The following is a 23,376-nucleotide window of genomic DNA, read 5'->3' on the forward strand; positions in this document are numbered from 1 at the left end:
TCAGTCGTCGGCGGCGGCCAGGCGGTGGATCGCGGCCATCGGGACCGGGAGCCAGTCGGGCCGGTGCCGTGCCTCGTACAGCACCTCGTACACCGCCTTGTCGGTCTCATGGGCGCGCAGCAGCTCCGGTTCGCTGCGCGGGTCGACGCCCGCGGCCTCGGCGTACCCCTCGCAGTAGGCGGTCCGGCAGCGGGCCGCCCAGTCGGCGTTCCACGGGCGGTGCGAGCGGGCCGCGTAGTCGAAGGAGCGGAGCATTCCGGCGACATCGCGCACCGGGAGCTGCGGCCGACGGCGTTCGGGCAGGGGCCGGGCCGGTTCGCCCTCGAAGTCGATCAGTGACCAGAAACCGTCGGCCGCGCGCAGCGTCTGGCCGAGATGGAGATCGCCGTGTACCCGCTGGGCCGCCCAGTCGCGTCCCCGGTGTCCCAGCGCGGCCACCGCGTCGAAGGCGGTACGCAGCCCGGGGACGTACGGCACGAGCTCCGGCACCGCCTCGGCGGCGGCCTCCAGCCGGCGCAGCATCGAGGCGGCGAGGCGCTCGGTCTGGGCGCTTCGCAGGGCGGGCGTCGGCAGCGCGGCGGCGAGCGCGGTGTGGACCTCGGCGGTGGCCCGGCCCAGGGCGTGGGCCTCGGCGGTGAAGTCCAGGCCCCCGGCCAGGGCGCGCAGGGCGAGCCGCCAGCCGTCCTCGGCGCCGCTCAGGAACGGCTGGAGCACACCGAGGGTGAGCGGCCGGGGGGTGGTGGCCTCGAACCAGGCGACCGGGGCGGGCACCCGGCCGCAGCCCTCCCGCGCGAGCGCCAGCGGCAGCTCCAGATCGGGGTTGGTGCCGGGGAAGATCCGGCGGAAGATCTTGAGGATGTAGGCGTTGCCGTAGACGAGCGAGGTGTTGGACTGCTCGGTGTCGAGCAGCCGCGGTGCGAGTTCCGCGGCGATGGTCCGGCCGCCCCGGCCGAAGCGCAGGGCGCCGAGGGTGCCGGGGGTACGGAATCGTTCCAGCAGGAGCCCGGCCAGGTGCGGGTCGTGCAGCCCCTCGTAGACGGTGCGGCCGGCGAGCGGCCCTTCGGTCACCCGGCCGATGAGCGCGGGCGCCAGCCGGGGCGGCAGCACGGCCCGTACGCCGAGCAGCAGCTGGTAGCAGTCGTCCGGCGACTGCGCGGGCGTGGCCGGCTGGTGCGCCCGGACCAGCAGATGGAGCAGTCCGGTGCCGGTTCCCGCGGCGACGGAACCGGTGCCCACCGGCAGTATCTCGGTCGCCGACACCAGCGAGAACGCGGTGACGGGCCGCCCCTTGCCCGCGAACCACCGCTGCCGGGGCAGCCATTCGTGCAGCAGGGGGGCGAGAGACGGGAGCAGAGCTGTGCTGTCGGTCAGGGCGACCCGAGTGGATGCAGCCTCCGACATGGCATCGCGTCCTTTCCCCGGGCACACCACAGGATGCGAAGAGTGTCCCGGATTGCGGCAATAGCTGTCCGGCTGTGCGGGACGTGTCGGGTCAGGATGGTCCGTACGGACTCGACTCGATGGGATCGAAACGCCAGAGGGGGCCCGGAAGGGGCCGTACGTGTGCGGTGTGGAGGAAGGTGCCCCGTGCGGGGCGGCGGAAACCGCCCCGCGGTGGGTGGTGCGCGGTCAGCTCGGTGGCGCGTCCTTGCGCATCCGGAACCAGTAGAAGCCGTGCCCCGCGAGGGTCAGCAGGTAGGGCCACTGGCCGACGGAGGGGAAGCGCACCCCGCCGATCAGCTCCACCGGATGGCGCCCGGCGAACGACCGCAGATCGAGTTCCGTCGGCTGCGCGAACCGCGAGAAGTTGTGCACGCACAGCACGAGATCGTCGCCGTGCTCACGGGTGAAGGCGAGCACGGCCGGGTTGGACGACGGCAGCTCGTTGTACGAGCCGAGGCCGAAGGCGGGGTTCTGCTTGCGGATCTCGATCATCCGCCGCGTCCAGTGCAGCAGCGACGACGGGGACGCCATCGACGCCTCGACATTGGTGACCTGGTAGCCGTAGACCGGATCCATGATCGTGGGGAGGTAGAGCCGCCCCGGGTCGCTGGAGGAGAACCCGGCGTTCCGGTCGGGCGTCCACTGCATCGGGGTGCGTACGGCGTCCCGGTCACCGAGCCAGATGTTGTCGCCCATCCCGATCTCGTCCCCGTAGTACAGGATCGGGGAGCCGGGCAGGGACAGCAGCAGCGCGGTGAACAGCTCGATCTGGTTGCGGTCGTTGTCCAGCAGCGGTGCGAGCCGCCGCCGGATGCCGATGTTGGCCCGCATCCGCGGATCCTTGGCGTACTCCGCGTACATGTAGTCCCGCTCTTCGTCCGTGACCATTTCGAGGGTGAGCTCGTCGTGGTTGCGCAGGAAGATGCCCCACTGGCAGTTCTGCGGGATCGCCGGAGTCTTGGCCAGGATCTCGGAGACCGGGTAGCGGCTCTCGCGCCGCACGGCCATGAAGATCCGCGGCATCACGGGGAAGTGGAACGCCATGTGGCACTCGTCGCCGCCCGCCTGGTAGTCGCCGAAGTAGTCGACGACGTCCTCCGGCCACTGGTTGGCCTCGGCGAGCAGCACGGTGTCCGGGTAGTGCGCGTCGATCTCCTTGCGGACCCGCTTGAGGAAGTCGTGCGTCTCCGGGAGGTTCTCGCAGTTGGTGCCCTCGCGCTGGTAGAGGTACGGCACGGCGTCCACCCGGAAGCCGTCGATGCCGAGGTCCAGCCAGAAGCGGAGCGCGGAGATGATCTCCTCCTGCACCGCCGGGTTCTCGTAGTTGAGATCGGGCTGGTGGGAGAAGAACCGGTGCCAGTAGTACTGCTTGCGCACCGGGTCGAAGGTCCAGTTGGACGTCTCCGTGTCCACGAAGATGATCCGGGCGTCCGGGAACTGCTTGTCGTCGTCGGCCCAGACGTAGTAGTCGCCGTACGGTCCCTCCGGGTCCGTGCGGGACTGCTGGAACCAGTCGTGCTGATCGCTCGTGTGGTTCATGACGAAGTCGATGATCACGCGCATCCCGCGCTGGTGCGCGGCGTCGACGAACTCCACGAAGTCGGCCAGATCACCGAACTCCGGCAGCACGGCGGTGTAGTCGGAGACGTCGTAACCGCCGTCGCGCAGCGGTGACTTGAAGAACGGCGGCAGCCAGAGGCAGTCGACGCCCAGCCACTGCAGATAGTCCAGTTTGGCGGTGATGCCCTTGAGGTCGCCGATGCCGTCGCCGTTGGAGTCCTGGAAGGACCTGACGAGGACCTCGTAGAAGACGGCGCGCTTGAACCAGTCGGGATCGCGGTCCTTGGCCGGGGTGTCCTCGAAGGTGTCGTGGACGGGCTCATTGACGATCATGGTGTGGGTGACCCTCCGGTCGGCGGGGACGGTCGCAGGACGACGATGTGCGCGGGCGTGACGCCCGGCTCTAGGCGCACATAGAAGGTCCTGCCCCAGTGATAGGTGTCGCCGGTGAGCTCGTCGCGCACCGGCATGCGCTCGTGCCGGTCGAGGCCGAGTCGCGGCATGTCCAACGAGACCGTGGCCTCGTGGGTGTGGTGCGGGTCGAGGTTGACGACCACCAGAACGATGTTCGAACCCGAACGCTTGCTGTACGCGATCAACGCGTCGTCGTCGGTGGAGTGGAAGTGCACGTCACGCAGCTGCTGCAGAGCGGGGTTGCGGCGCCTGACGCGGTTGAGCGCGGTGATGAGCGGGGCCAGTGAACGGCCCTCGCGCTCCGCCGACTCCCAGTCCCTGGGGCGGATCTCGTACTTCTCCGAGTCGAGGTACTCCTCACTGCCGGGCCGGACCGGGGTGTTCTCGCACAGCTCGTAGCCCGCGTACACACCCCAGGAGGGGGAGAGCGTCGCGGCGAGGACGGCCCGCGTCTCGAAGGCCGGGCGGCCTCCGTCCTGGAGATAGCCGGACAGGATGTCCGGCGTGTTCACGAAGAAATTGGGCCGCATGTAGGAAGCGGTGTCGCCCGACAACTCCGTGACATATTCGGTGATTTCCTGCCGGGTGTTGCGCCAGGTGAAATACGTGTAGGACTGCTGGAATCCGATGGCGGCGAGTGTCTTCATCATCGCCGGCCGGGTGAATGCCTCGGCCAGGAAGATCACATCGGGATCGGTCCGGTTGATGTCCGTGATCACCCGCTCCCAGAAGATCACCGGTTTGGTGTGCGGATTGTCGACGCGGAAGATCCGGATCCCGTGGTCCATCCAGAACCGCAGAATACGCACGGTCTCGGCGACCAGTCCGTCCAGATCCTTGTCGAAGGCGATCGGGTAGATGTCCTGGTATTTCTTCGGGGGATTCTCGGCATAGGCGATCGTGCCGTCCGCGCGATGGTGGAACCACTCCGGGTGTTTCTCCACCCAGGGATGGTCGGGAGAGCACTGGAGCGCGAAATCGAGTGCGATCTCCATGCGCAGTTTCCGGGCCGCCGCGACGAAATGATCGAAGTCGTCGAGGGTGCCGAGATCGGGATGGACGGCGTCGTGGCCGCCCTCGGGCGAGCCGATCGCCCAGGGCACCCCCACGTCGTGGGGGGCGGGGGAGAGCGAGTTGTTGGGGCCCTTGCGGTGGGTGGTGCCGATGGGGTGGACGGGCGGGAGGTAGACCACGTCGAAGCCCATCGCGGCGACCGCGGGCAGCCGCTCGGCCGCCGTGCGGAAGGTGCCGCCGACGACCCTCGCCGGCTTCCGGGCCCTGCCCTTCTGCGCCCGCCTCGCCGGTTCGACCCGGGCGCCCTCCGAGCGCGGGAACAGCTCGTACCAGGAGCCGAACAGGGCCCGCCGCCGCTCGACCACCAGCGGCAGCGGCGGGGACGCGCTGACCAGTTCGCGCAGCGGATGACGGGCGAGCGCGGCCTCCGCCTCGGGGGTGAGGGCCGCGGCCAGCCGCGCGGCGGCCGGGCGGGAGGCGTCGCGCAGCGCGTCGACGGCGGCCAGCACCGCCTCCCGCCCGTCCCGCTTCGGTACGCCCTCGGCGGCCCGCTCGTACAGCTCGGCACCCTCCGCCAGCACCAGCGCGGTGTCGATCCCCGCCGGAATCTTGATCCGGGCGTGCTGCCGCCAGGTGGTGACCGGATCGCTCCAGCCCTCGACCGTGTACGTCCAGCGGCCCTCGGAGTCCGGGGTGACGTCGGCGCCCCAGCGGTCGGTGCCGGGGGCGAGCTCGCGCATCGGAGTCCACGGGCCGGGCCGCCCGCTCGGGTCCGCCAGGACGACATTGGCGGCGACGGCCTCGTGCCCCTCGCGGAAGACGGTCGCGGTGACCTGGAAGGTCTCACCGGCGACGGCCTTGGCGGGCCTCCTGCCGCAGTCGACGAGAGGGCGGACGTCGAGGACGGGAATGCGACCGATCATGGAATCACCTGGGGACTGGGGTTCGGGCCGAACCGGGCGCGGCACAGTGGCGGAGGGCGAAAAGCGCACACCGCTACCGATGGGGTCCGTCCTTTCTAGCTGCTCCGTCGACGACTGATGGGGTCTGGGCATGGCCGCTCCTGTCCGCATTCACTCGAATGGCAGTCGAATGAGCTGAGCACGGGTATGTTGCGCGGATGTGAACCGGATGAACTCCACGCCCGCGGATGTCTCGAATTCGTGCTGCATTCGGGCGGCATTCATCTGGTGCCCGGCGCGCACTCGGGCTGTGTACCGAAGGGGCTCCGCCGCGATTCCGGTGGGCCGATCCGGTGATTCTGTCAACTGCTCGGTCGTATTCATGACGACCTGTTCGCACCGGGTTCCGACCCGTGTGCGCGGGCTCGTCGGCGGCCTTTCGGACGCCACTGGGCAGCTTTCCCCTTGGTGCGGAGCGCCACAAGACCGGACGGGGGAGGGGAATCGGCCATTACCTGTGTGGTCCATGGGCCCGGAGGGGCCGTGCGGTAATCCGGTTACGCATGGGGCGGGGCCCGCCGCCGACGGCGACGGAGCGCCGCGCACCGCGGTGCGTCCCCTCGGATCCGTACACCCCCCTGTAAAGGTGGAACACGTGAAGGCCATTCGTCGGTTCACCGTGCGCCCCGTCCTCCCCGAACCCCTCCGACCGCTCAGCGACCTCGCCCACAATCTGCGCTGGTCCTGGCACACCGAGACCCGTGAGCTGTTCCAGGCCGTCGACCCGGAGGTCCGGCGGACGGCGGATTGCGATCCCGTGCGGCTGCTCGGTGCCGTGTCCGCCGGACGCCTCGCCGAGCTGGCCCGGGACCAGCGGTTCCTGCACCGTCTGGCCGAGGTCTCCCAGGACCTCCGGGACTATCTGGACGGACCCAGGTGGTACCAGGAACAGCAGGCGCGGGGAGCCGAACTCCCCTCCGCCGTCGCCTACTTCTCGCCCGAGTTCGGCGTGACCGCCGCCCTTCCCCAGTACTCCGGGGGGCTCGGCATCCTCGCCGGTGACCATCTCAAGGCCGCCAGCGATCTCGGCGTCCCCCTCGTCGGGGTCGGCCTGCTCTACCGGCACGGCTACTTCCGCCAGAGCCTTTCGCGCGACGGCTGGCAGCAGGAGCACTACCCGGTGCTCGACCCCAACGAGCTCCCCCTCGACCTGCTTCGCGAGGCCGACGGCACCCCGAGCAGGGTGGTGCTGGCGCTCCCCGGCGGACGCTCGTTGCACGCCCACATCTGGCAGGCCCGGGTCGGCCGCGTACCGCTGCTGATGCTCGACTCCGACGTGGAGGAGAACGCGCCGGGCGAACGCGAGGTGACCGACCGGCTGTACGGCGGCGGCAGCGAGCACCGGTTCCTCCAGGAGATGCTCCTCGGCATCGGCGGCGTACGGGCGGTACGGACGTACTGCCGCCTCACCGGACACCCGGACCCCGAGGTGTTCCACACCAACGAGGGGCACGCCGGCTTCCTCGGACTCGAACGCATCCGGGAACTCTCCGGCACCGGACTCGACTTCGACTCCGCGATGGAGTCCGTACGGGCCGGCACGGTCTTCACCACCCACACCCCCGTGCCCGCCGGGATCGACCGCTTCGACCGGGAGCTCGTCGCCCGGCACTTCGGCGACGACGGCGAACTCCCGGGCGTGTCCGCCGAACGCATCCTGCAACTGGGCACGGAGACCTACCCCGGCGGCGAGCCCGGACTCTTCAACATGGCGGTGATGGGACTGCGGCTCGCCCAGCGGGCCAACGGGGTCTCCACCCTCCACGGCTCGGTCAGCCGCGAGATGTTCGCCGGGCTGTGGCCGGGCTTCGACGCGGCCGAGGTGCCGATCACCTCGGTGACCAACGGGGTCCACGCCCCCACCTGGGTCGCGCCCGAGGTCCTCGCGCTGCGCGACCGCTACGGCGCCACACCCGGACGCTGGGACTCCGCCGCCGAGGTCCCGGACCGGGAGCTGTGGGAGCTGCGCGGCACCCTGCGCGGGCAGCTGGTCACCGAGGTGCGCGAGCGGCTGCACGCCTCCTGGCGCGCCCGGGGCGCCGAGCCGGCCGAGCTCGGCTGGATCGACGGCGTGCTCGACCCGGACGTGCTGACGATCGGCTTCGCCCGGCGCGTCCCCTCGTACAAGCGGCTGACGCTGATGCTGCGCGACCGCGACCGGCTGCGGGAGCTGCTGCTCCACCCGACCCGCCCGGTCCAGATCGTCGTCGCGGGCAAGGCCCACCCCGCCGACGACGGCGGGAAGCGCCTGGTGCAGGAACTGGTGCGGTTCTCCGACGATCCCCGGGTGCGCCACCGCATCGTGTTCCTGCCGGACTACGGGATGGCCATGGCGCGGAAGCTCTACCCGGGCTGCGACGTATGGCTGAACAACCCGCTGCGCCCGCTGGAGGCCTGCGGTACGAGCGGGATGAAGGCCGCGCTCAACGGCTGCCTCAACCTCTCGGTGCTCGACGGCTGGTGGGACGAGTGGTTCGAGCCGGACTTCGGCTGGGCGATCCCGACCGCCGACGGTCTGGCCCTGGACGAGGACCGCCGGGACGACCTGGAGGCGGCCGCCCTCTACGAGCTGATCGAGGACCGGATCGCGCCGCGCTTCTACGACCGGGGCGCCGAGGGGCTGCCGGAGCGCTGGACCGAGATGGTCCGCCGCACCCTGGGCACGCTCGGTCCCAAGGTGCTGGCCGGGCGGATGGTGTGCGAGTACGTGGAGCGGCTGTACGCGCCCGCCGCGCTCGCCCGGCGTGCGCTGGATCCCGGGACGGCGCGCGGGCTCGCCGACTGGAAGGCCAGGATCCGTGCCGCCTGGCCGCGGGTGGCCGTCGACCATGTGGAGGCCGTGGCGCTCACGGCGGCGGACGGCTCGGCCGAGCTGGGGGCGGCGCCGACGCTCCGGGTCAGGGTCGGCCTCGGGGCGCTGGAGCCGGGCGATGTGGAGGTGCAGGCGGTGGCCGGCCGGGTGGACGCCGCCGACGGGATCTCGGACGCCCAGGTCTTCCCGCTGAAACCGGCGGGCGGCCAGGACCTGGAGGGCCGCTGGCTCTACGAGGGTCCGCTCGTCCTCGACCGCACCGGGCCGTACGGCTACACGGTGCGGGTGCTTCCGGCCCATCCGCTGCTGGCGTCCGGGGCGGAACTCGGCCTGGTGGCGCTGCCCGCGGAGGCGGCGGGGGACGGCGCGGGCGTGCTGATGCGCTGAGGGGCCGCCCGGTGGGCTCCGACACGGAACCGCCCGGCAGGGGCGTGAGCTCCTGCCGGGCGGTGGTCACCGGTTCATGACCGGTGGGGGGTTCAGAAGGTGAGCTTGAAGCTGTTGATCTTGCCCGTGTCACCCGAGTACACGTCCTGGACCTTGAGCTTCCAGGTGCCGTTGGCCGTCTCGGAGGAGGCGTTGACGGTGTACGTGCCGCGCACGTCGTCCGCCGGGTCGCCCGCCGAGGAGTTCTTCAGCCGGTACGAGGTGCCGCTCGGGCCGACCAGGTCGACGACCAGGTCACCGCGGTAGGTGTGGGTGATGTCCACGTCGACCTTGAGGGTGCTGGGCGCGTTGCCGGTGACACCGGTGACGTTGACCGAGCTGGTGACGGCCGAGCCGTGGTCCGGAATGGCGACGCCGGTGGTGTTCTCGAAGACCTTGCCACCCGGGTCGGTGCCGCCGCCGGGCCGCGCGCCGACGTTGATGCCGGCCCAGGCGTCCGCGACGGACTTGTACTCGGCGCTGGTCGTGCCGTACAGCTCACCGGCCGCGGCGAGGGTCCCGGTGCGGGCCGACGCGTAGTTGGTGGTGGAGGTGAACTTGGTGGTGAGCGCCTTGAACCAGATCAGCGCGGCCTTGTCCCGGCCGATGCCGGTCACCGGCAGACCGTCGGAGGTCGGCGAGTTGTAGGAGACGCCGTTGATGACCTTGGCGCCGCTGCCCTCGGAGAGCAGGTAGAAGAAGTGGTTCGCCGGGCCCGAGGAGTAGTGGACGTCGACGTTGCCGATGCCGGAGTACCAGGAGTCCTTGGACGCGCCGTCCTTGCTCGGCTTGTCCTGGTAACGCAGCGGGGTGCCGTCACCGTTGATGTTGATCTTCTCGCCGATGAGGTAGTCGCCCGGGTCGCTGGCGGTGTTGGAGTAGAACTCGACCGCGGTGGCGAAGATGTCGCTGGTCGCCTCGTTGAGGCCACCGGACTCCCCGCTGTAGACCAGGTTGGCGGTGGCCGAGGTGACACCGTGCGTCATCTCGTGCGCGGCCACGTCGAGGGCGGTCAGCGGGTTCGCGTTGCCGCTGCCGTCCCCGTAGGTCATGCAGAAGCAGCTGTCGTCCCAGAAGGCGTTGACGTAGCTGTTGCCGTAGTGGACGCGGGAGTACGCGCCGACGCCGTCGCCCCGGATACCGGTGCGGCCGTGCACGTTCTTGTAGTAGTCCCAGGTCTCGGCCGCGCCGTAGTGGGCGTCCGCGGCCGCCGTCTCGGCGTTCGACGGGCTGCCGTTGCCCCACACGTCGGTGGAGTTGGTGAACAGCGTCCCGGTGCCGGAGCTGCCGTGGTTCAGGTTGTACGTCTTGTGGTTGCCGCGGCCCGTGTCCGTCAGCGTGTACGACGGGGCGGTGCCGAGGGTCACCTGGCCGCTGTACTCCGTGTTGCCGACGCCGTTCTCGATGCCCTGCCACTCGTACAGCTTGGCGCCGGTGGTGGCGTCGGTGATGACGTGCAGCTGGTTCGGGGTGCCGTCCTCCTGGAAGCCGCCGACGACGGTCTCGTAGGCGAGCTGCGGCTTGCCCTGCGCCATCCAGACGACCTTGCGGGGCGCCCGGTCGGCCTCGGTCTTCTTGGATCCGTCGGCCTTGGCGAGGCCGAGTGCCTGCTTCTCGGCCTTGGCGGGCGCGACGTCCGCCTTCAGGTCCACGGTCTTCAGCTGCGCGCTGGAGACCTTGGAGGCCTTGGTGACGCTCTGCGTGGTGCCGGCCTTGGTCTCCTGGACGACCAGGTCGCCACCGAGCACCGGGAGCCCGGCGAAGGTGCGCTCGTAACGCGTGTGCGTGGTGCCGTCGTTGTCCTGGATGACGTCCTTGACGACAAGCTTCTCCTGCGAGCCGAGACCGAGGTCCTTGGCCGTCGCCGCCTTGCCGGCGTCGGCCTGGCGGATCAGCTCCGCGCGCTGGGACGGAGAGAGCTGCTTGGCCAGGGCACCGTGGTCGGCGCCGGCCGTCGCCGCGTTCGCCGCGGTGGCGCTGCTGGGGGTGGCAGTGGCCGATCCGGTCTGGACGCCGACGGCGAGGAGGGCTGCTGCGGCTATCAGAGCGCCGGTCGCGGTGGCACGACGGCTGGGCGTGGATCTCACGCGGACTCCTTCTGCGAGGGGGGTACCGGCGGCCCGGTGAGCCGTCCGGGGTGTGCAAGGAAGTGCGCAGAACGGGGTGAAGAGTGTCAGCAGGAGGCCGTCCCTGTCAGGAGCGCGTCAACAACTTGGCCGGAACTCGTCCGTTGCCGGAAAGGTCATGTTCGTTAAGCGGACGTTTCACGGATCATCACCGTGATGTTGTAAGGCGTCGTCCGCGCCCGGAATCCGAGGAGAGTACCGAGGCAGGGCTCCAAGCCTTCGTGTTCGAACAGCGGTCGGGGGAGCGGGTGTTCGGTACTGGCCGAGATGGCGTCGGGATGTGGCTGATTTCCTACCGTTGGCTTCCGTGCCGACCGTGGTTGTCCGCGCCGCGTCCGCCCGGCCGGAGACGTGCCGGGGTGCCGGGCCGTGCCGTCCCCGCCACGAGCAACGCCCGCCGGGACCGCCGTCCACGGCGGTCCCGGCGGGCGCGAGTGCGTCGGCCTGGTTCAACTCCCTTACTGCCTGCGGGAATCAACACTCTTCTTGGCTTCGGGGCCAGGCAGGGCCCCGGGCGTCAGCCGGTGGTGAGCACCATCCGGAAGCGGGCCGCGCCGGACATCATCTTCTGGTACGCGGCCTCGGCGTCGTCCAGCGGTACGGGCTCGGTCATCGGGCGGATCCCGTGCAGGGCGCTGAACGCCAGGGCGTCCTCCACGTCCTGCGCGGTGCCGGACGGGTGACCCCGGACGACCTTGCCCGACATCAGCAACTGGTTCGGGCTGATGCCCAGCGGCTCCGGGTCCGCGCCGATGACCACCAGTTCGCCGCGCGGTGCCAGCCCCTCCACGGTCGCCGTGATGGCCGCGGAGTTGGCGGCGGTGGCCAGGACGACCCGGGCGCCGCCCAGGGCCTGGAGCGCGTCCGACACGGTGGTGCCCGCGGTGCTGTCGATGTAGTGGTGCGCGCCGAGCTCCCTCGCGAAGTCGGCCTTGGCCGCGCCCCGGGCGATCGCCACCGTCTCGAAGCCCATCGCGGCCGCGTACTGCACCCCCAGGTGGCCGAGGCCGCCGATGCCCAGCACGGCGACCAGATCCCCGGGCCGGGCGGCGCTGCGCCGCAGTCCGTTGTACGTGGTCACCCCCGCACAGCCGATCGGCGCCGCGTCGACCGCGTCCATCGTGTCGGGGATCCGGGCCAGGGCGTCCGCCGGGACGGTCACGCTCTCGGCGTAGCCGCCGTCGTACGCCCACCCGGGCACCTTCAGGTTCACGCAGACCACGAAGTCGCCCCGCCGGCATGGTGTGCAGTGGCCGCAGCTGCCGCCGAACCAGCCCACCGCCACCCGGTCGCCCACCTGCCAGGTGTCCTGTGTGCCGTCACCCAGCTCGGCGATCCGGCCCGCGATCTCGTGCCCCGGGACCACCGGGAACCGTACGCCCGGCACCATGGCGTCCACGAAGAGCGCGTCGCTGTGGCAGATCCCGCAGGCGTCCACGGCCACCCGGATGTGCCCCGGGCCCGGCCGCGCCACCGCGCGCTCGACGATCTCGAAGGGGCCGCCCGCTGCGGCGGTCTGCGCGGCGCGGTAGACGCTGGGGACGCTCATCTGGATCTCTCCGGGGTACGGGTACGGACGGCCCCCCGGACCAGCAGACCAGCTCCGCCCCGGTCGCGCGCGCCGGGTGGAGCGGACGGGGGGTGGGCGGCACCGGCTCAGGTGGCGGGTACCGATTCGGTCCGTACGGAGAGCGTGTACGTGCAGTCCGTGTCCGGGAGGACGACGAGCAGCTCGGCACCGCGCTTGAGGTGGGCGTGGGCGGCGCGCTGGCTCGCGCGGTCCTCGTACCAGGCGAGGAGTTCCGCAGGGTGGCCGAGGCGCGGGTCGAGGCCGAGCCGGTCCACGATCCACAGCGCCTGCCCGCCGAGCCACCGCAGGGCGAGGACGGGGGAGATGGTCCGGAAGGTGCCCAGGACGTACCGCGCCGTTCCGTCGGCGCCGCACACGAGCCCTTCCGCGACCGCCTCGCACAGGTAACCCGCCTGCTCGGGCGCCCCGTTGGCCTCGCCGGTCACAGGATCCGCCCCGCGCTACGGGCGTTGCACCGCGCGTTCTCGGCCCGCAACCGCTCTATGGGACTCGGCTCCCGCACGTTCCCGGGCTCGACGTCCCACTCCGCGCCCCCGCAGACCGGCCGCAAGGACCAGTACGGGCCGGCCGTGCCCCGGTACTCCCCCACCTGGTCGCGACGGCTGGTGTCCACCAACAGCGTTCCTCGGTCGGGTACTTGCGGGGTGCGCTGCTCGTTCGGTGGGCTGTCTTCGACGGACATGGGCCGCTCCTCTCCGTAACGGTTCCGCTACCAAGGGGGATCAGAGTGGCTTAGAGTCGGGGGGTCTTCAACTTGCACAAGTTGTTTGGGTAATTAGGTGGTAGCCGTTGAATCGCAAAGAGTTAGACCCCGAAGAATCGCCGAGTGCGCAGTTCGGGCAACGCCTGCGCACGCTGAGGGATGAACGAGGTTGGACGCAGGATGAGCTGGCCGCGCGTATCGGATGCTCGGGAACGCATATTTCGGCCGTGGAAACTGGCCGCCGCTCTCCAACTCGCCGCTTTGCTTCAAATGTTGACAGGGTATTCGGCACGGGGGACAGGTTCGAGCGCCAGAGTCTGGCTGTGCGGCAAACCGCCCTCATTGAAGGGTTCCCGGAGTACGTCGCGCACGAAGCGCGAGCGTCGGAGATCAGGCTGTACGAGGTGGGTGTCATCCCTGGCCTGCTCCAGACGCCGGAGTATGCGGCGGCGCTCGAAGCAGACGCAGTGCGGCGGGAAGCGATCACTCCCGAGCAAGCCGACGAGCGCGTCGGACTGGTGGCAAGGCGCCAAGCCTCCTTTGTGCGGTCGCCATCGCCGTTGATCCTCGCGGTACTTGACGAAGGATGTATTCGCCGCCCGATGGGATCTCCCGCTGTCATGGACGCACAGTTCGCGCGCTTGCTTGAGTTTGCCGAGATGCCGAACACCGTCTTGCAGATCGCGCCGTTCGTCATGGGGGAGCGGAGGCCGTTCAGCCTGCCCATCACCGTGCTCACGATGCCGGACCGCTCGCTGATGTCCTATGCCGAGTCCACTCACCGGGGTCATCTCGAACGGGAAAGTACGTTCGTGCTGCCGATACTGACGGCCTACCATCAGCTACAGGCCGAGGCCCTCTCCCAGGCGGCATCCGTGGCCATGATCGAACAGGTACGAAAGGGCACCCCGTGACTCCCGAATCCCCCCGTTGGTTCACGTCCTCCTACAGCGGCAACGGCGGCCAGTGCATCGAGGTCGCTGACAACCTCGTCGGCTCTCTCGGCGTGGTCCCCGTCCGTGACTCGAAGAACCCGGGCGGCCCGGTGCTGCGCGCCTCCGCCGCGTCGTTCGCTTCCTTCGTGGCGGGCGTCAAGGCCGGAGAGTTCGGCGCCGTCTGACCGTCAGGTTCACCGAGCACTGATCCCGGACGCAACGAGAGCCCCGCCACGCCCCTGGTGAACCGCCATGGGCATGGCGGGGCTTCGGTCGTTGACAGGCTGTCGCTGTTTTGCTGCGTTGGTACGGGGGCATCTGGGACGCGATACGCACTTCCTGCTTCCCTGCTGGCGGCAACGAAAGGGCATCCCGTGACGGCCGAGTCCCCCTGTTGGTTCAAGTCCTCATTCAGCGAGAACGGCGGCCAGTGCATCGAGGTCGCTGACAACCTCGTCGGCTCTCTCGGCGTGGTCCCCGTCCGTGACTCGAAGAACCCGGGCGGCCCGGTGCTGCGCGCCTCCGCCGCGTCGTTCGCCTCCTTCGTGGCGGGCGTCAAGGCCGGAGAGTTCGGCGCGTACTGATCCCGGACGCGAGATAGGCCCCGCCGCGACCACGGAAGCCGTGGGGATCGTGGCGGGGCTTTCGTCATGGGTGCGGGCTGCTGCCGCAGCAGAGGGTGCCGCGCCGGTCAGCGCGGGACGTCCGCCGGGGCTGTGTGCGCTCGAAGGTCAGCCAGCTTCCTTCGGTACAACGGACCGGACACGTATGCCGCCCGTGCCTCGCTGGGGGCGGCCTGCTCGATGACGTGGTGTGCCGCGGCTTTCAAGTGAGCCGCCCATGCCGGCACGTGCTGCTGGGCGCTCCGCCCGCATTCCTGGGGTTCACCAGGAAGGCACAGCGGCAGCGTCGGGCCGATCTTGTTCGCCGCGTGGCGGACGTGACCGGCAATCGCGGTCCACTCGTCCTCGGTCCGTTGCACTGCGCTTGCCTCGGTGTCCCACTGACCGAAGTCGTCCCCGTGATCGTCCATTTGTGTGCTCCTGGTGATCTCGGCGTGCTCAACGGGTGCACCGATCGTATCCGCGCCGGCGCTGCCGTCCGTTCCTTCGGGTCGCAGTGGTCCACCGAGGGAACGCAAGGCCACACATCGCCGGTCGGGCCGACGGGCGCTTCTCGTGGGCACAGTGCCCGCACGGATTCCCGATGGCCGGGGCGGCGCTCCCCGCCCGACCGAACGCCGTCCGGGGCCCCTCACCTCAGGAGGCCGCGCCAGCGGTCGGCCGACTCCATCATGTCCAGGCAGACCCGCTCCAGGAATGCCCCCGCCTTGGCCATCCGCTGCCCCACGGGGCTGTCCGGCCCGGACGCCTCCGACATGGCCATCGCGGACCGTGCCGTTTCGAGTGTCTGCCGCGTGCTGAGCACGACGGACTGGTACCAGGCCTCGTCGTCGATCACGTAGACGTCGCGAGGCCGTTGCGGATCGCGCTCCCGCCGGACGTAGCCGTGCTGGACGAGGTAGTTCACGGCCAGGGAGACGGAGGCGGGGCTGACCTTCAGTCTTCGGGTCAGCTCGGCCGCGGTGCGCCTGCCCTCCTCGGACAGCAGCAGGTCCATGTGGACGCGTGCCGTCATCCTCGGCAGCCCCGCCCGGACCGCCGCCTCGATGATCTCCTCTTCCGCTCTGTCACCCGATGGCCCGGCCGCGCGCTGGGGTGCCGGTGTGCCGCGCCGCGCTCGTAGGTTCGTCGCCCGGTGCGCCAGCTGGGGCTGGTAGCCGCCGGGGCCGCCGTTGCGTCCGACCTCCCGGCTGATCGTCGAGGTCGGCCGGTCGAGCCGTCTCGCGATCTCGGAGTAGGAGAGGCCATCGGCGATTCCGGCCGCGATGCGCTGGCGGTCCTGCTGGGTCAACCGGTCTCCTGGCATGTCGTCAGTATTGCTTTCGCCGTCATTCATTGCAACGCGATATTGCATTCGACCGCATCGTCATTGCATCAATTTATGGCCTCTGGCCTGGGAGGATGTGTTTCTGTCGATTGACAGGGATTCTGGATGCAACGTAGCTTTCGAGCATCGTCAAACGCGTACTATCGCGAGATCGGGAATGATCATGGGTGAATTACTGCACACCGTCACGACGATGCCGACGGCCCGTCAGGCCGGCTGTCCCTTCGACCCGCCGGCGGAACTGCTCGACGCCCGACGGCACGGCCCCATCAGCCACTACACCTTCCCCGGCGGAGAACCCGGCTGGCTGATCACCGGATACGACCTGGTCAGGTCGGTCCTGGCCGATTCGCGGTTCAGCTCGCGCAAGGAGCTCATGCTCCACCCGACCATCGACTACGGAGACATGAAGGCGCCCCCGGCGCCGCCCGGAGAGTTCCTTCTCATGGACGAGCCCCGGCACAGCCGCTATCGAAAGCCGCTGATGGGCAAGTTCACCGTACGGCGGATGCGGCTGCTCACCGAGCGCATCGCACAGATCGCCACCGACCACCTGGACGCCATGGAGGAGGCCGGGCCGCCGGTGGACCTGGTGACCGCGTTCGCCAAGCCCATCCCCGCCATCGTGATCTGTGAACTGCTGGGAGTGCCGTACCAGGACCGGGAGTCCTTCCAGGAGCAGGTCGACTCGTTCATGAACGGGGAAACGAGCGACGAGGATCTGATCGCGGCCTATACCGCGACCCAGAACTACCTCGCGGAGCTGGTGGCCGCCAAGCGCGCGAACCCCACCGACGACGTGCTCAGCGACCTCACCGACAGCGACCTGACCGACGAGGAACTGAGGGGGATGGCCCTGCTCCTGCTGGCGGCCGGGCTCGACACCACCGCGAACATGCTGTCCCTCGGCACCTTCGCGCTGCTGTGCAACCCCGAGCAACTGGCCGCGCTGCGCGCCGATCCCGCACTCGCCGACCGGGCCGTGGAGGAACTGCTGCGGTACCTCGGTGTCGCCAAGACGTTCATGCGGACGGCGCTGGAGGACGTCGAGGTGGGCGGCCGGACCATCGAGGCCGGATCGCGGGTGATCCTGTCGTACAACACCGCCAACCGCGACCCCGAGCGCTTCACCGATCCCCACGTGCTCGACCTCCAACGGCAGGAGGGCGGGCACCTGGCCTTCGGCCACGGCATCCATCAGTGCCTGGGGCAGCAGCTGGCCCGGGTGGAGATGAAGGTCGCGTTTCCCGCGCTGTTCGACCGCTTTCCCACGCTGCGCCTGGCCGTACCGCCCGAAGAGGTCGCCCTGCGCCCGGAGACCGCGGACATCTACGGGGTGAAGAGCCTCCCGGTCACCTGGGAGGCCTGAGTGATGGGGGGCAACGGGTGGGTGGCGGCGGCCCTTGGACGGCAAGGCCAAGGGAACGAATGACGGGGAATGAAGCAGGTGGATCCGGGGTGAGTCGGCGCACCAGGCAAGGGGGGCTCTGCCAGTACCTGTATCACCAGGGTCTCCCAGACGTGCAAAGCGCCTGTCAACCTGGTTGAGTCGAAAGTGCCGACCACGCTCCGTGGAAACGCGCTGCGGCTTTACCCCCATCAGTTCAATTCAGCTGCCCCGAATGCGCGACCGTGTCGGCGCATTCTTCCACGGCAGAAAGGGCGGAGGCCAATGGCGGGCAACCAATTCACCACTCACACAGAACTTTTCGATCTGAGTGGGAAGTGCGCCCTTGTCACTGGTGGCACCAGGGGCATTGGGATGATGATGGCGCGCGGCCTTCTCCAGGCGGGCGCCCGCGTCGTCATCAGCTCACGCAAGGCAGACGCGTGCGAGGAGGCACAGCATCTACTGTCCGAATTCGGCGACGTTCGAGCGATCCCCGCCGACCTGTCCAGGCACGACGAGTGTCAGCGCCTCGCTGATCTTGTCATGGCCGACTCGGAACGCCTGGACATCCTTGTCAACAACGCGGGAGCGATGTGGCGCGAGCCGCTGGCGACGTTCCCGGACGAGGCCTGGGACGCAGTGATCGACCTCAACCTCAAGTCGCCGTTCTGGCTGGTGCAGGCGCTGCTCCCCGCACTTCGCAGGGCGGGCACCGCCGATGATCCCGCGCGGATCATCAACATCGGCAGTATCGCCGCCATCCACGTCGCCCAGTCGCCCAACTACTCGTACGCCAGCAGCAAAGCGGCACTCCATCAACTCACCAGAGTGCTAGCCAGAGAGCTGGGCCCACAGCACGTCACGGTGAACGCGGTAGCACCGGGAGTGTTCCCGTCGCAGATGATGGCGTCCACGCTCGATGCCATCGGCGACACGATCGCGGCGGCGGCCCCACTGCGCCGGCTCGGCCGCGACGACGATATGGCGGGTATCGCCGTGTTTCTCGCCAGCCGGGCAGGGTCTTACCTCACGGGCACCATCATCCCGGTAGACGGCGGCATCGCGACGACCGCATCGGGTACTCCTTAGACCGCGGGACGGGCTTACGGTGAGGGGATGGCCACAATGGATCCACGCACCGAGATCCGGGAGTTTCTCAGCTCGCGTCGCGCCCGCATCACGCCCGAGCAGGCGGGCCTGCCCGCCTACGGCGGCAACCGTCGGGTCAAGGGCCTGCGCCGCGAGGAGGTGGCGCTACTGGCGGGGGTATCGGTCGACTACTACGTACGCATGGAGCGCGGAAGCCTCGCCGGTGCCTCCGACGGCGTGCTCGACGCGTTGGCCTCTGCCTTGCAATTCGACGAGGCCGAGCGCGACCACCTGTTCCACCTCGCGCGCCGATCCGGGGCGCCCAGCGGCCCACGCCGGCGTAGGCCTGCCGTGACGGTGCGCTCGACGCTTCAGCAGGTGCTCGACGCGATCTCCGATGCGCCGGCCTGGATCGGTAGCGGCCGTTATGACGTGCTCGCCATGAACCAACTCGCTCGCGCGCTGTATTCACCGGTGCTGGCAGACCCGCGACGGCCTGCGAACACAGCGCGGTTCGTCTATCTGAGCCCCGAGGCGGCCAGAGATTTCTTTGTCGACTACGACCGAATCGCCGGTGACGTGGCCGCGAAGCTACGCATGGAGGCCGGCCGCAATCCGCACGACGAGGAGCTGATCGCCCTAGTCGGCGAACTGTCGACGTGCAGTGAGCTATTTCGGCGGCGGTGGGCATCTCAGGACGTGCGGCTGCACCGGTCCGGCCGCAAGCGTGTGCGCCATCCGATCGTGGGCCGGCTCGACTTGGACGTCGAGTCCCTGGAACTGCCCGCCGAACCCGGCCTGCGCCTCAACATCTACACCGCACCCGCGGGCACACCGACCGCTGACAATTTGGCGCTCCTGGCGTCGTGGGCGGCCACCCAACAGACGCTGGCGACCGAGCTCGAAGCGCACAACGGATAGTCCAACCCCTTCAGCCGTGCTGAGTTACCGTGCGGAGTCAGTGCGCACAGATCCTTGGAATCGCGCATTCGGTGCGCATCTCACGGGTACGGTGCGCACCGAATCGCGGAACCTGCACGCGCGCTTACGTCAGGCTCTCCCGCCACGCCCGGTGCAGTCCCGCGAAGCGGCCCGTGCCGGCGATGAGTTCGGACGGGGTGCCGTCCTCCACGATGCGGCCGTGCTCCATCACCAGGACCCGGTCCGCGATCTCCACCGTGGAGAGGCGGTGGGCGATCACCACCGCGGTGCGGCCGTGCAGCACCGTGTCCATGGCCCGCTGCACCGCCCGTTCGCCGGGGACGTCCAGTGAGCTCGTCGCCTCGTCGAGGATCAGTACCGCCGGGTTGGCGAGCAGGGCGCGGGCGAAGCCGACCAGCTGGCGCTGACCGGCGGAGATCCGGCCGCCCCGCTTGCGTACGTCCGTGTCGTAGCCGTCCGGCAGGCCGGAGATGAAGTCGTGCGCGCCGATCGCCTCGGCGGCCCGCTCGATCTCCTCGCGGGTCGCGTCCGGGTCGCCGATCGCGATGTTCTCGGCGACCGTCCCGGAGAACAGGAACGCCTCCTGGGTCACCATCACCACACCCCGCCGCAGCTCCGGCACGGCCAGGTCCCGCAGGTCCGTGCCGTCGAGCAGCACCCGGCCGTCGGTCGGGTCGTAGAACCGGGCCAGCAGCTTGGCCAGCGTCGACTTGCCCGCACCCGTCGACCCGACCACGGCGACGGTCTGCCCGGCCGGGATCGTCAGATCGAAGCGGGGCAGCACCTCGCCGCCCGTGCGGTAGGCGAAGCGCACCCCGTCGAAGACGACCTCGCGGCCCGGGGCCTCGCCCGTGCGGGCCGGCAGCTCCTTCGGGCTCGGCGTCTCCGGGACGGACGGGGTCTGGGCCAGCAGGCCCGCGATCTTCCCCAGCGAGGCCGCGGCCGACTGGTAGGAGTTGAGGAACATGCCGAGCCGGTCGATCGGGTCGTACAGCCGGCGGAGGTAGAGCACGGCCGCGGCCAGCACTCCGAGCGCCAGGGTGCCGGAGGCCACCCGGTAGGCGCCCCACAGCACGATTCCGGCGACCGCCGCGTTGGCGACCAGCCGGGAGCCGACGACATAGCGGGCCATCTCCAGCATCGCGCTGCCGTTGGCCCACCGGTGCGTGGCGTTGAGGCTCTCGAAGTGCGCGTCGTTGACGGGCTCGCGGCGGAAGGCCTGGACGGGACGGATGCCGTTCATCGTCTCCGCGAACTTGACGATGACCGCCGCGATCGCCGAGGACCGCTCGCCGTAGAGTGCTCCGGCCCGTCGCTGGAAGCGCCGGACCAGCAGATACAGCGGGACGAAGGAGAGCACGGCGAGCGAGCCCAGGCCGAGGTCCAGCCAGAGCAGCATCACCGCGATGGAGACGAAGGACAGGAAGACGCCGATCAGCTCCTGGAGCCCCTCACCGAGCAGCTCCCGCAGCGACTCCACGTCCGTGGTGGACCGGGAGATCAGCCGGCCCGAGGTGTAGCGCTCGTGGAAGTCGACGCTCAGCGCCTGCGCGTGACGGAAGATCCGCCCGCGCAGATCGAGCAGCGCGTCCTGGCTGACCAGGGCGGCGACCCGGACGAACGCGAACTGCATGGCCCCGGCCGCCGCCGAGCACAGCGCGTACCCGACCCCCACCGCGATCAGCGGCCCGTAGTCCGCGTCCCGGAACGCGGGCACCCCGCTGTCGATGGCGTACGCGACGAGCAGCGGTCCCGCCTGGATCGCGGCCTGCTGGACCAGCAGCAGCAGCGCGATCAGTGCCACCCGGGCCTTCATCGGGCGCAGCAGCGACCTGAGCAGGGACCCGGTCGCGCCGGGCGGAGTGGGCAGATCGTCCCGGTCGAACCGGTCGTCGGCGGCCTCGGGGCCCGTCGGGGCCGGGGCCGTGGTCGTGCCGGTGCCCGGCGGGTCCTCGGCGGGGACCGTGTCCGTCGTCGTGCTGGTCATCGGGTGCCCTTCTCGGCGAGGAGGTCCTCGGCGGACAGATCGGGGAAGGCGTCCTCGGCGGGCGCATCCGGCGCATCCGGCGCATCCGGAACTTCCGGCGCTTCCGGCGCTTCCGGCACGCCGGGCGCTTCCGGCACTCCCTCGGCGCCCGACATCAGCCAGGCGTACTCGGCGCTGCCGCGCAGCAGTTCCTGATGGGTGCCCACGGCGGCGATCCGCCCCTGCGAGAGCAGCGCCACCCGGTCCGCGAGCATCACCGTGGACGGCCGGTGCGCGACCACGATCGCCGTGGTCTCCGCCAGTACCTGGCGCAGGGCGGCCTCCACCAGCGCCTCCGTGTGCACGTCCAGCGCGGAGAGCGGATCGTCCAGGACCAGGAAGCGCGGCCGGCCGACCACGGCGCGGGCCAGCGCGAGCCGTTGCCGCTGTCCGCCGGAGAGGCTGAGCCCCTGCTCGCCGACCTGGGTCCCGACGCCCTGGGGGAGCCCGTGCGCGAAGTCGGCCTGGGCGATGGCGAGCGCCCGGCGCAACTCGTCCTCCCCGGCGCCCTCGGCCCCCATCAGTACGTTCTCCCCGACGCCCGCCGAGAAGAGCGTCGGCTCCTCGAAGGCCACCGACACCAGCTCGCGCAGCCGCTCCCGGGGCATGGCGGTGATGTCCGTACCGTCCAGGGTGATCCGTCCCGCGGTGGCGTCGTGCAGCCGCGGCACCAGGGCGGTGAGCGTCGTCTTCCCGGAACCCGTGGCCCCGACCAGGGCCATCGTCTCGCCGGGCCGGATCCGCAGATCGATCCGGGCCAGCACGGGCTCCGAGCCGGGCTCCGCGTCGGGATAGCGGAACTCCACGCCCTCGAAGACCATTTCGCCCCGCGTCGGCCCCTCGTCCGGCGCCTGCCCGGCCACGCCGGACGCCTCCGCCTCCTCGGCCACGTCCATCACCTCGAAGAACCGCTGGGTCGCCGTCGCCGACTCCTGGCTCATCGCCAGCAGGAAGCCGATCGACTCGATCGGCCAGCGCAGCGCGAGCGCGGTGGAGAGGAAGGCGACCAGGGTGCCCGCGGAGAGGTCGCCGTCCGCCACTTGGACCGTGCCGATCACCAGCGCCGCACCGATGGCCAGTTCGGGAAGCAGGGTGATGGAGGCCCAGATGCCCGCGAGGAGCCGGGCTTTGGCCAGCTCCGTGGTGCGCAGCCGCTCGGTGAGGGTGCGGAAGGCGAGGGCCTGGCTGCGGTGCCGGCCGAAGCCCTTGATGATGCGGATCCCGAGCACGCTCTCCTCGACGACCGTCGTCAGATCGCCGACCTGGTCCTGGGCCCGGCGTGCCACGGCCGAGAACTTCGTCTCGAAGACCAGGCAGAGGATCATCAGCGGCGCCGCCGGAGCGAGCAGCACCAGCCCCAGCGTCCACTGCTGCATCAGCAGAATGACGAAACCGATCAGGACCGTCGCCCCGTTGACCAGGAGGAAGGTCAGCGGGAAGGCCAGGAACTGCCGCAGCAGCATCAGGTCCGTGGTCGCGCGCGAGAGCAACTGGCCCGAGGGCCAGCGGTCGTGGAACGCCACCGGCAGCCGTTGCAGATGCCGGTACAGATCGGCCCGCATCGACGCCTCGACCCCGGCCAGCGGCCGCGCCACCATCCACCGCCGCACCCCGAACAGCGCCGCCTCGCCGATGCCCAGCAGCAGCAGATACAGCGCGCCGAGCCAGACCCCGCCGGGGTCGCGGTCCGCCACGGGGCCGTCCACCATCCACTTCAGCACGAGGGGGATGACCAGGCCGACGCAGGACGCGGCGATCGCGACCAGAGCGGCGCCGAACAGGCGCTTGCGCACCGGCTTCACATAAGGCCACAACCGCATCAGGGACTGAACGGTGGACCGATCCTTGGGCTCTACACGTTTTTCGGGCATCACAGTCGAGCCTACGGTTCACCCCTGACATCGCTCATGTGGTTTTCCGTCCGACCGGCCGCGTACGACCCCCGGTGAGCGCAGGTCGTAGCCCGTATCAACCGATCGGCTGATGCCGCTTC

Annotated in this window: 18 protein-coding genes; 7 read left to right on the forward strand and 11 right to left on the reverse strand. The window is 70.0% G+C overall.

Annotated features, from left to right (window positions below; translation table 11 throughout):
- The 3 genes from GA0115234_RS21595 to GA0115234_RS21605 all read right to left on the reverse strand — a co-directional run bounded on the left by GA0115234_RS21595 (position 1) and on the right by GA0115234_RS21605 (position 5,354).
- Positions 1–1,401 carry a maltokinase N-terminal cap-like domain-containing protein gene (locus tag GA0115234_RS21595; RefSeq protein ID WP_093544114.1) on the reverse strand — a complete coding sequence of 467 codons (1,401 nt, stop codon included), beginning with the start codon at positions 1,399–1,401 and terminating at the stop codon, positions 1–3.
- Between the two features lie 228 nt (positions 1,402–1,629).
- Positions 1,630–3,336: a maltose alpha-D-glucosyltransferase gene (treS, locus tag GA0115234_RS21600; RefSeq protein ID WP_093544116.1), complete on the reverse strand. Its 1,707-nt coding sequence runs from the start codon at positions 3,334–3,336 to the stop codon at positions 1,630–1,632.
- The gene (locus GA0115234_RS21605) at positions 3,333–5,354 is read right to left on the reverse strand and encodes an alpha-1,4-glucan--maltose-1-phosphate maltosyltransferase (RefSeq protein ID WP_093544118.1); all 2,022 of its coding nucleotides are present in this window, start codon (positions 5,352–5,354) and stop codon (positions 3,333–3,335) included. Before GA0115234_RS21605 ends, treS begins: the two co-directional genes overlap by 4 nt.
- Positions 5,355–5,988: 634 nt before the next feature.
- Here GA0115234_RS21605 and glgP point away from each other — a divergent pair.
- Complete coding sequence (glgP, locus tag GA0115234_RS21610; RefSeq protein WP_176729233.1) at positions 5,989–8,592, forward strand: alpha-glucan family phosphorylase; 2,604 nt, start codon at positions 5,989–5,991, stop codon at positions 8,590–8,592.
- Positions 8,593–8,684: 92 nt separating this feature from the next.
- Here glgP and GA0115234_RS21615 read toward each other — a convergent pair whose 3' ends face one another.
- The 4 genes from GA0115234_RS21615 to GA0115234_RS21630 all read right to left on the reverse strand — a co-directional run bounded on the left by GA0115234_RS21615 (position 8,685) and on the right by GA0115234_RS21630 (position 13,030).
- The gene (locus tag GA0115234_RS21615) at positions 8,685–10,718 is read right to left on the reverse strand and encodes a M4 family metallopeptidase (protein WP_093544120.1); all 2,034 of its coding nucleotides are present in this window, start codon (positions 10,716–10,718) and stop codon (positions 8,685–8,687) included.
- A 556-nt stretch (positions 10,719–11,274) separates the two neighbouring features.
- A complete protein-coding gene (locus GA0115234_RS21620; protein WP_093544122.1) occupies positions 11,275–12,306 on the reverse strand; it encodes an alcohol dehydrogenase in 1,032 nt (343 codons plus the stop codon).
- 107 nt (positions 12,307–12,413) lie between these two features.
- Positions 12,414–12,773, reverse strand: coding sequence for a hypothetical protein (locus GA0115234_RS21625; protein ID WP_093544124.1), 360 nt, complete (start codon positions 12,771–12,773; stop codon positions 12,414–12,416).
- On the reverse strand, positions 12,770–13,030 hold the full coding sequence (locus GA0115234_RS21630) for a hypothetical protein (protein WP_093544126.1): 261 nt from the start codon (positions 13,028–13,030) through the stop codon (positions 12,770–12,772). The genes GA0115234_RS21625 and GA0115234_RS21630 overlap by 4 nt, the downstream gene beginning before the upstream one ends.
- 107 nt (positions 13,031–13,137) lie before the next feature.
- Between GA0115234_RS21630 and GA0115234_RS21635 the strand changes: the two genes are divergently transcribed.
- The 3 genes from GA0115234_RS21635 to GA0115234_RS21645 all read left to right on the forward strand — a co-directional run bounded on the left by GA0115234_RS21635 (position 13,138) and on the right by GA0115234_RS21645 (position 14,570).
- Positions 13,138–13,965 (forward strand): helix-turn-helix domain-containing protein, encoded by an 828-nt coding sequence (locus GA0115234_RS21635; RefSeq protein ID WP_093544128.1) that lies wholly within the window; start codon positions 13,138–13,140, stop codon positions 13,963–13,965.
- Positions 13,962–14,171 carry a DUF397 domain-containing protein gene (locus tag GA0115234_RS21640; protein ID WP_093544130.1) on the forward strand — a complete coding sequence of 70 codons (210 nt, stop codon included), beginning with the start codon at positions 13,962–13,964 and terminating at the stop codon, positions 14,169–14,171. Before GA0115234_RS21635 ends, GA0115234_RS21640 begins: the two co-directional genes overlap by 4 nt.
- A gap of 189 nt (positions 14,172–14,360) precedes the next feature.
- Positions 14,361–14,570, forward strand: coding sequence for a DUF397 domain-containing protein (locus tag GA0115234_RS21645; protein WP_093544132.1), 210 nt, complete (start codon positions 14,361–14,363; stop codon positions 14,568–14,570).
- 107 nt (positions 14,571–14,677) lie between these two features.
- On the opposite strand, the gene GA0115234_RS21650 is transcribed toward GA0115234_RS21645, so the two are convergent.
- Both GA0115234_RS21650 and GA0115234_RS21655 read right to left on the reverse strand, forming a co-directional pair.
- A complete protein-coding gene (locus GA0115234_RS21650; RefSeq protein ID WP_093544134.1) occupies positions 14,678–15,019 on the reverse strand; it encodes a hypothetical protein in 342 nt (113 codons plus the stop codon).
- Positions 15,020–15,240: 221 nt separating this feature from the next.
- The gene (locus GA0115234_RS21655) at positions 15,241–15,915 is read right to left on the reverse strand and encodes a GbsR/MarR family transcriptional regulator (RefSeq protein ID WP_176729234.1); all 675 of its coding nucleotides are present in this window, start codon (positions 15,913–15,915) and stop codon (positions 15,241–15,243) included.
- A gap of 184 nt (positions 15,916–16,099) precedes the next feature.
- On the opposite strand from GA0115234_RS21655, the gene GA0115234_RS21660 reads away from it, so the two are divergent.
- From GA0115234_RS21660 to GA0115234_RS21670, 3 genes are all read left to right on the forward strand, one after another.
- Entirely contained in the window at positions 16,100–17,305 is a 1,206-nt protein-coding gene (locus tag GA0115234_RS21660) for a cytochrome P450 (RefSeq protein ID WP_093544196.1), read from the forward strand.
- 303 nt (positions 17,306–17,608) lie between these two features.
- Positions 17,609–18,415, forward strand: coding sequence for an SDR family oxidoreductase (locus GA0115234_RS21665; RefSeq protein WP_093544138.1), 807 nt, complete (start codon positions 17,609–17,611; stop codon positions 18,413–18,415).
- 36 nt (positions 18,416–18,451) lie between these two features.
- Positions 18,452–19,336 (forward strand): helix-turn-helix transcriptional regulator, encoded by an 885-nt coding sequence (locus GA0115234_RS21670; RefSeq protein ID WP_202554013.1) that lies wholly within the window; start codon positions 18,452–18,454, stop codon positions 19,334–19,336.
- Positions 19,337–19,460: 124 nt separating this feature from the next.
- Here GA0115234_RS21670 and GA0115234_RS21675 read toward each other — a convergent pair whose 3' ends face one another.
- Together GA0115234_RS21675 and GA0115234_RS21680 are read right to left on the reverse strand one after the other, a co-directional pair.
- Positions 19,461–21,344 (reverse strand): ABC transporter ATP-binding protein, encoded by a 1,884-nt coding sequence (locus GA0115234_RS21675; RefSeq protein WP_093544142.1) that lies wholly within the window; start codon positions 21,342–21,344, stop codon positions 19,461–19,463.
- Positions 21,341–23,254, reverse strand: coding sequence for an ABC transporter ATP-binding protein (locus tag GA0115234_RS21680; RefSeq protein WP_093544144.1), 1,914 nt, complete (start codon positions 23,252–23,254; stop codon positions 21,341–21,343). The genes GA0115234_RS21675 and GA0115234_RS21680 overlap by 4 nt, the downstream gene beginning before the upstream one ends.
- Between the last annotated feature and the right edge of the window lie 122 nt (positions 23,255–23,376).

It is taken from the genome of Streptomyces sp. DvalAA-43, from assembly GCF_900091725.1.
Lineage (GTDB): Bacteria > Actinomycetota > Actinomycetes > Streptomycetales > Streptomycetaceae > Streptomyces > Streptomyces pulveraceus.

Excerpts from the sequence above, each read along its gene's own strand:
- GA0115234_RS21595 (WP_093544114.1), bottom strand. The coding sequence starts at position 1,401 with ATGTCGGAGGCTGCATCCACTCGGGTCGCCCTGACCGACAGCACAGCT.
- treS (WP_093544116.1), bottom strand. The coding sequence starts at position 3,336 with ATGATCGTCAATGAGCCCGTCCACGACACCTTCGAGGACACCCCGGCC.
- GA0115234_RS21605 (WP_093544118.1), bottom strand. The coding sequence starts at position 5,354 with ATGATCGGTCGCATTCCCGTCCTCGACGTCCGCCCTCTCGTCGACTGC.
- GA0115234_RS21620 (WP_093544122.1), bottom strand. The coding sequence starts at position 12,306 with ATGAGCGTCCCCAGCGTCTACCGCGCCGCGCAGACCGCCGCAGCGGGC.
- GA0115234_RS21630 (WP_093544126.1), bottom strand. The coding sequence starts at position 13,030 with ATGTCCGTCGAAGACAGCCCACCGAACGAGCAGCGCACCCCGCAAGTA.
- GA0115234_RS21650 (WP_093544134.1), bottom strand. The coding sequence starts at position 15,019 with ATGGACGATCACGGGGACGACTTCGGTCAGTGGGACACCGAGGCAAGC.
- GA0115234_RS21655 (WP_176729234.1), bottom strand. The coding sequence starts at position 15,915 with ATGCCAGGAGACCGGTTGACCCAGCAGGACCGCCAGCGCATCGCGGCC.
- GA0115234_RS21660 (WP_093544196.1), top strand. The coding sequence starts at position 16,100 with ATGGGTGAATTACTGCACACCGTCACGACGATGCCGACGGCCCGTCAG.
- GA0115234_RS21665 (WP_093544138.1), top strand. The coding sequence starts at position 17,609 with ATGGCGGGCAACCAATTCACCACTCACACAGAACTTTTCGATCTGAGT.
- GA0115234_RS21670 (WP_202554013.1), top strand. The coding sequence starts at position 18,452 with ATGGATCCACGCACCGAGATCCGGGAGTTTCTCAGCTCGCGTCGCGCC.
- GA0115234_RS21675 (WP_093544142.1), bottom strand. The coding sequence starts at position 21,344 with ATGACCAGCACGACGACGGACACGGTCCCCGCCGAGGACCCGCCGGGC.
- GA0115234_RS21680 (WP_093544144.1), bottom strand. The coding sequence starts at position 23,254 with ATGCCCGAAAAACGTGTAGAGCCCAAGGATCGGTCCACCGTTCAGTCC.